This is a genomic window from Psychrilyobacter sp. (genome assembly GCF_049671765.1).
GTDB lineage: Bacteria > Fusobacteriota > Fusobacteriia > Fusobacteriales > Fusobacteriaceae > Psychrilyobacter.
Genome location: NZ_JBATVM010000146.1, coordinates 1 through 7,489 on the forward strand (window position 1 = coordinate 1; position 7,489 = coordinate 7,489).

The following is a 7,489-nucleotide window of genomic DNA, read 5'->3' on the forward strand; positions in this document are numbered from 1 at the left end:
TGACTATACTCATAATGGTACTCATATATGGCATAGCTAAATTAACTGCTGCAAGACCTCGAGGTCCTACAATATTTCCTATAAACATTCCATCTATCATTATCTGCATAGATACAATTAATAATCCAACTATGCTGGGTATTGCAAACTTAAAAAATACTTTTTTAACACATCCATCTTCTAAACTTAAATTTTTCATAACTACCTCCTTGTTTCTATAGACATTATAAACTATATTGTACACTATATAGTCAAGTATATTTAGGAGGATTTTATGAAAAAAAAATATAAAATAAATGAGATAGCTAGTTTTTTTAAGATTTCACGACAGACCCTTATCTATTATGATGATATTGGGTTATTTAAACCTAGGTTTGTAGACGGTGATACCTCCTACAGATACTATGGAGAGGAACAATTTTCTAATTTGAGATTTATACTAACTCTAAAGGAAGCGGGATTTTCACTAAAAGAAATAAGAGAATATACTAAAAGTCGCTCTCCAAAAGAAAGTTTGGACTATTTAGAAGAAAAGAGAAGGCTACTAGAAATAAAAATAAAAAAAATGAATGAATCTATGTTTAAAATAGATAGAAAAATATCCGAGATAAAAAATATAATGAAAAAGGATGATGTAGAGCCGCAAATGATATATTTTGAATCCATGGAAGCTGTTGTTATTTCCATAGAAAAACCTTGTGACTACTTGAAATATGACAAAACATTTTCTGATTTAATTGAGATTAGGGAAGAGCTAAAAATTCAAGGAGATGATTATTTTGTGAGGATTTCAAAAGAAGAAGTTATTTTAGGGAATGCAATGGAAGTTAATACTATTGGTTTTTTTATTCCTACTCCATGCAATCACAAAAGGTGTTTAAAAATAGAGGGTGGATGGTTTGCATCTATATTGCATAAGGATACATGGGATACTATAGATGTAAGTTACAAAAAACTTTTGGGCTATGTAGAAGAGAATGGGTATAAGGTTATTGGGGATTCTATTGAAATATTTAATGAAGTTGTAGTTCATTTAGGAGAGGGAGAGGGCTCAATCACTCAGATAACTTTTCCAGTTAAATATCGTAAGAAATGAAAAAACCGTGTGATGCTGTATCTAGACAAGCATAATTTAGATTTTTGTAGTTATTTTTTATAGATAGCACTAAGTTTCATTAGTTTTTGAAAAAAATAATATTTTAATGGATTCCCACCAAGATCTAAAAAAATAGTTATAAACTCTATAATTTTAGTCATAGACTAAAAAAATAATTAAAAAATAATTTGACTTTTCTCAGTAAATTTTGTATTATATTTTAAGTCCATTAGGAGTGGACACAAGATTAAATAAATGTACAACAGGGGAGAAAAACTATGTTTATCAAAAATATAATAACAACCATAATAATATTGACCTAAGTTTGCTTTCTACAAAAAGAAGCAAACCTCTTTTAGTTATTCAAACAAGAGATGCTTCTATATAGGGTTTTTATAAGTCTATTTAGAATTTTTATCTAAATAGACTTTTTTTATTCATCTAGGAATTAAAAAAATATTAATTAATTTAAGTTTGTAAAAACTTTGATTATGGTTAAGTAAATACAACGTTACATTGATTTTTATTAAAATTTGGAGGAATTACAATGAAAAAATACAATATCGCAATTGCAGGAGCTACTGGATTAGTAGGACAAACTTTTTTACAAGTATTAGAAGAGAGAAATTTTCCTATTGAAAATTTATATTTAATGGCATCATCTAGAAGTGTAGGAAAAATAATAAAATATAAAGGAGAAAATATAAAAGTAGAAGAATTGAATGAAAATTCTTTTGATAAAGATATAGATATTGCACTTTTTTCAGCAGGGGGGGAGGTATCTAGAAAGTTTTCACCTATAGCAGCTTCTAAAGGTGTAATCGTCGTCGATAATAGTAGTGCATTTAGGATGGTTGACAGTATTCCACTTATTGTTCCAGAAGTTAATCCAGAGGATGTATGGAATCATAACGGGATTATAGCAAATCCAAATTGCTCAACTATACAATCTGTAGTACCACTAAAAGTTTTAGATAAAAAATATAAAATTAAAAGAATTATATATTCTACTTATCAAGCTGTATCTGGTTCTGGGTTTGCAGGAATTAAAGATTTAGAAAATGGATTAAAGGGAGAGGCTCCTGAAAATTATCCACATCAAATAGCAGGAAATTGTCTACCTCATATAGATGTATTTTTAGAAAACGGTAATACAAAAGAGGAACAAAAAATGATAGACGAAACAAAAAAAATATTAAGAAAAGATGTTAGAGTAACAGCTACTTGTGTTAGGGTTCCTGTATTGCATTCTCACAGTGTATCTATAAATATTGAATTTGAAAAAACTTTTGATATAAATCAAATAAGAAAAGACTTGGCTAGTGTAAAAGGGTTAGTTGTAGAAGACGATGTAAAGAAAAATATCTATCCTATGGCAATAAATAGCAAGGGAAAAGATGAGGTGTTTGTAGGAAGAGTTAGGAGAGATGAGAGTGTTGAAAATGGTATAAACTTATGGGTAGTTGCTGATAATATAAGAAAGGGAGCAGCTACAAATACTGTTCAAATTGCAGAATTATTAATTGCTGGAGATAGAGGGAGGAAGTTATGAAATTAGGTGTTATTGGGCTTGGGACAGTAGGAATGAATGTTATAAAGATTTTAACAGAGGAAAAAGATAGAAGAAATAAAGAGATTGGAGATATAGAAATTCTTAAAGTTTGTGATATTAAAAGTGATAATTCTATGGGATATGATTTTACAGATAATTACAAGGAAATTCTAGATGATCCTAGAATAGATACTGTGGTGGAATTAATAGGTGGAGTAGGAGCAGCTTATGATATTTCTAAAAGTACTTTAAATTCAAAAAAAAATCTAGTTACTGCAAATAAACATCTTTTGGCTCTTCATGGGAAGGAATTGTTTTCACTGGCTGAAAAAAATAATGTAAAACTTCAATATGAAGCTTCTGTAGGTGGAGGAATACCAGTTATTTCACCGATAAAAGAAAATTTATTTGTAAATAATTTTAAAAATATCCGTGGGATATTAAATGGAACATGTAACTATATTTTAACAAAGATGGAAGAGGGAATGTCTTATTCAAAAGCATTAGAAGATGCTCAACTTAAAGGATATGCAGAAGCTGATCCAACATTTGATGTAAAAGGAGTTGATACAGCTCATAAAATCAGCATATTAGCTCATCTTGCTTGGGGAGAATTAAAAGAATTTTCTGAAATTTCTATTGTTGGTATCGACGGATTGACTAAAAATGATATTGAAATAGCTAAATCTAATGGACTTAGATATAAATTATTAGGAGAAGCTAATTTTGATGGATGTGAATTAAGTATAAGAGTAGCACCTGTAGCTGTAAAAAAAGATGAATTATTGTACAGTGTAAATGGAGTATATAATGCTGTAGAATTAGATGGGAATTATACAGGTAAAACGATCTTTTATGGTGAAGGTGCTGGTGGAAATGCCACAGCTACAGCAGTAATTTCAGATATCTATAAGATCAATTTAGGAGGATAGAATATGATAGTCGTTCAGAAATTTGGTGGAACAAGTCTAAAAGGAAGTGAAAGACTACGTGAGGTAGCCAAATGGGTTGTAAAAAATAAAAATGAAGGAAATAAGATGGTAATAATTGTCTCAGCTCCTGGTGGAATGACAGATTCTCTTATTAGTAAAGCTAAGGAGATAAATACAAATCCAAAGGGAAGAGAATTAGATATGTTACTTTCAGTAGGAGAACAAATTTCAGCAGCTTTACTAGCCATGGGAATAGAGGAATTAGGAGAAAAGGCTATCTCATTTAATGCATCACAATTAGAAATAAAAACAAGTGGAGAACATAATAATGCTAAAATTTTAGATATTTCTTCTGAAAAAATATTAAAAAATTTAGATGATGACTATGTAGTTATAGTAACCGGATTTCAAGGAATAGACAGTGAAGGGAATATAACTACCTTAGGAAGGGGAGGTAGTGATACTAGTGCTGTAGCCATTGGTGCTGCAATCAACGCTGATAAGATTGAGATTTATACAGATGTAAATGGTGTCTATACCTCAGATCCTAGAATTATAAATGATGCTAAAAAAATTAAAAATATTTCTTTTGATGAAATGATTGAAATGGCCGACAAAGGCTCTAAAGTTTTACACTGTAGAAGTGTAGAATTGGCTTCTAAATATGAGATTCCCATTCATTTGCGTTCAGCTTTTACATGGGAAGAAGGTACATGGATTAAAAAGGAGGAAACTATGGAAAATTCAGTTGTGAGAGGGATCTCAAACTTAAATAATTTGGCAAATCTTAAAATAAATTTTAAAAACATGGATGAACTTGTGGATCGTCTAGAAGAAAATAATATACATGTAAAATTATTTCAACAATTAGAGGGTTCTAAATTTTCAATTTTGACTGAAAAAGAGGATGCTCTGAGATTTTATAAAATTTTAGATAAAGAAGGATATTCTTTAGAACTAAATGATGATCTAGGTATGATATCTGTTGTAGGGCTTGGGATTGCATCTAATAATATTCCTAGAAAATTAGCTAGAATTTTAAATTCAAATGAGATAAATATAGATTCAATTACTTCTAATCAAACAAGCGTATCTTATGTTATATCTCAAAATAAAATAAAAAATGCTAATGCTATTTTTCATCGTGAATTATTTGAATAGGAGATTTTATGGCTGTATATACTAATTTAACTAACGAACATAAAAAAGATATAAGAACTCTCTATAATTTAGGTGAAGAAGCTGATTTTATTGAAATTTCGGAAGGGATATTAAATACAAATTATTTAATTAAAGATAGAGATAAAAAATATGTATTTAGACTCTTAGAGGGAAGAAGAAATATAGGGGAGGAATTAAAAGAACTAGATTTTTTAAATTATTTAAATGAAAATGGAGTTTCTTGTCCTGAAATATTTGTAAATAATTTAGGGGAAAAACATATGTTTATCCAAAATAAAATGGGGTGTCTATTTGATTTTATTCATGGGAGTAAAGTAAAAGATATCAATTGTGAAGTGTTAGAAAAAATAGCTTCTACATTAGGGAAAATACATAATTTATCCAAAGGTAGATCTATTCAAAGAACTAGAAAAATAGATTTAGACTATTTTTATGAGAAAATATCAAAGGTAGATCTAGAAGCAATTTTAAAAGAAGATTATAATTTTATCATGGGTAAATATAAAAAGGTAAAAGAAACTGATTTTTCATCTCTTCCAATGGGAATTGTTCACAATGATATATTCCCAGATAATGTATTTATGGGAGAAAAACTTTCGTTGATCGATTTTAATGATTGTATGGATGCTCCTTTTATTATAGACTTAGCTATTGTAATAAATTTTTGGATTAAAATTAAAAAAAATTCTAAAGATGAAGAAAAAAAATTCATAAAAGTATTTTTAGAATCATATGAAAGGGAACGAAAATTATTATTAGCAGAAAAAAGATTACTAAATAAAATGATTTTAAAAACAGCTCTTACTTTTATTTTTTTAAGGATAAATAAATTTTATGTAGAAGATAATAAGGGGAAAAATATGGAAGTAAAATCTTATAAAGACCTTTTAATTTTACTTGAGGAGGGAACAGATGAAATATATTAGTACTCGTGGAAATTTAGATAGTTATACAGCTTCCCAAGCTATTGCAAAAGGGATTTGTAATGACAGGGGTCTTTTTGTCCCTGAAAAATTTCCAAATGTTTCATTAGAAGAGATTGGGCAAATGAAAAATAGTGACTACAAAGAGGTTGCTTTAAATATATTAAAGAGATATCTTATGGACTACAGTGTGGAAGAGTTAAAAGACTGTATAGGTGTCTACGATGAAACTTTTTCTCATCCAGAAAAAACTCCAGTAGTAAAATTAAAAGATGGAATTTATGTATTAGAACTTTGGCACGGACCAACTCTAGCATTTAAAGATATGGCTCTTCAAATTATGCCTCGTCTTTTTACCTATGCAAGAAAGAAAAATAATGCTGAAAAGGATAGCCTAATCCTAGTTGCGACATCTGGAGATACAGGGAAAGCAGCTTTAGAAGGATTTAAAGATTTAGAAGGTGTAAAGGTGGTTGTATTTTATCCAGTAGATGGTGTGAGTGATGTACAGAGGTTACAGATGCAGACAGCTATAGGAAAAAATATAGAGGTAGTAGGAGTTAATGGAAATTTTGACGATTGTCAAACGGCAGTAAAAAATATATTTTTAGATGAGGAGCTAAATAGATCTTTAGATAAATTTAAACTTTCTTCTGCCAACTCAATTAACCTTGGGAGACTCCTACCTCAAATAATCTATTATTTTAAAGCATATCTCCAGTTGTTAAGAGATAGAGAAATTACTTTGGGAGAAACAATAGATTTTTCTGTTCCTACTGGGAATTTTGGAGATATATTAGCTGGCTATTATGCCAAACAGATGGGTCTTCCAATAGGAAAATTAATATGTGCTTCTAATAAAAATAATGTATTATATGATTTTTTAAATACTGGAATTTACAATAAAGAAAGGGAATTTTTTAAAACTATGAGTCCCTCTATGGATATTTTGGTTTCCTCTAATTTAGAGAGACTTCTATACCATATTTTAGGAGATGGTAAAGCCTTAAATGAAATTTATAATAAATTTGAAAAAAGTGGAATTTTAGAGTTAGATGCGGTATCTCTAAAAAAGATCCAAAACACTATAATTTCAGACTACAGTACTGAGGAGGAGTGTTTAGAGACTATCTATAATACATTTGATATAAATAACTATATGCTTGATCCTCATACTTCAGTTGCTATGAATGGGGCCTTAAAAAACAAATCACGTAAGGTAGTAGTTCTTTCTACAGCTAATATTTATAAATTTTCTTATAGTGTTTTAAAAGCTTTTGATCTAGAAAAAAATGATGAATTTGAAAATATTGAAGCCTTGGAAAAATTATCTAAAGAAGAAATTCCGTTGAATATAAAAAAACTAAAATCACTAAAAATATTACATACTAAAGTAGTAAATAAAGATAAACTTAGGGATATTTTGAAGCAGTTATAGTAATAAAATTAGAAAAAGATGATTTCTGTATTTTACAGAAATCATCTTTTTCTAATTTTATATTATATATATATAATTTTTTATTGTTGATCAGGTTTACTCATCTCTTCTGATTTTTCCATACACTTTCTCATTTCTTTCATTATTAGGATTAAATTTTAACTTTTATGAACTTATTTATAAACTTCATATTTTTTATTACTAATCCATATAATTTATTTTTGGTCTTATTACGAATTAAATGCCTCTTTGTAAAACATATGATTTTACGCATTATTATTATTATTATATTAACTGGTTAATCAAAAGTCTTTTTAGGTTAAAAATTATTCGCTTATACATGTTGAACTTATTCCAATAAATTAC

The 7,489-nt window shown here is 28.5% G+C and carries 6 protein-coding genes and 1 pseudogene; 6 read left to right on the top strand and 1 reads right to left on the bottom strand.

Features of this window, described 5'->3' with window-relative positions; translation table 11 throughout:
• Positions 1–199: pseudogene (locus WBG30_RS06990) on the bottom strand (multidrug transporter MatE); the annotation flags it as partial.
• Between the two features lie 75 nt (positions 200–274).
• Between WBG30_RS06990 and WBG30_RS06995 the strand changes: the two are divergent.
• From WBG30_RS06995 to thrC, 6 genes are all read left to right on the top strand, one after another.
• Entirely contained in the window at positions 275–1,096 is an 822-nt protein-coding gene (locus WBG30_RS06995) for a MerR family transcriptional regulator (protein WP_424503924.1), read from the top strand.
• 547 nt (positions 1,097–1,643) lie between these two features.
• Complete coding sequence (locus WBG30_RS07000) at positions 1,644–2,648, top strand: aspartate-semialdehyde dehydrogenase (RefSeq protein WP_424503925.1); 1,005 nt, start codon at positions 1,644–1,646, stop codon at positions 2,646–2,648.
• The gene (locus tag WBG30_RS07005) at positions 2,645–3,580 is read left to right on the top strand and encodes a homoserine dehydrogenase (RefSeq protein WP_424503926.1); all 936 of its coding nucleotides are present in this window, start codon (positions 2,645–2,647) and stop codon (positions 3,578–3,580) included. The genes WBG30_RS07000 and WBG30_RS07005 overlap by 4 nt, the downstream gene beginning before the upstream one ends.
• A 3-nt stretch (positions 3,581–3,583) precedes the next feature.
• On the top strand, positions 3,584–4,741 hold the full coding sequence (locus WBG30_RS07010) for an aspartate kinase (RefSeq protein ID WP_424503927.1): 1,158 nt from the start codon (positions 3,584–3,586) through the stop codon (positions 4,739–4,741).
• 8 nt (positions 4,742–4,749) lie between these two features.
• Entirely contained in the window at positions 4,750–5,688 is a 939-nt protein-coding gene (locus WBG30_RS07015) for a homoserine kinase (protein ID WP_424503928.1), read from the top strand.
• The gene (thrC, locus tag WBG30_RS07020) at positions 5,675–7,123 is read left to right on the top strand and encodes a threonine synthase (RefSeq protein WP_424503929.1); all 1,449 of its coding nucleotides are present in this window, start codon (positions 5,675–5,677) and stop codon (positions 7,121–7,123) included. Before WBG30_RS07015 ends, thrC begins: the two co-directional genes overlap by 14 nt.
• Positions 7,124–7,489: the final 366 nt, after the last annotated feature.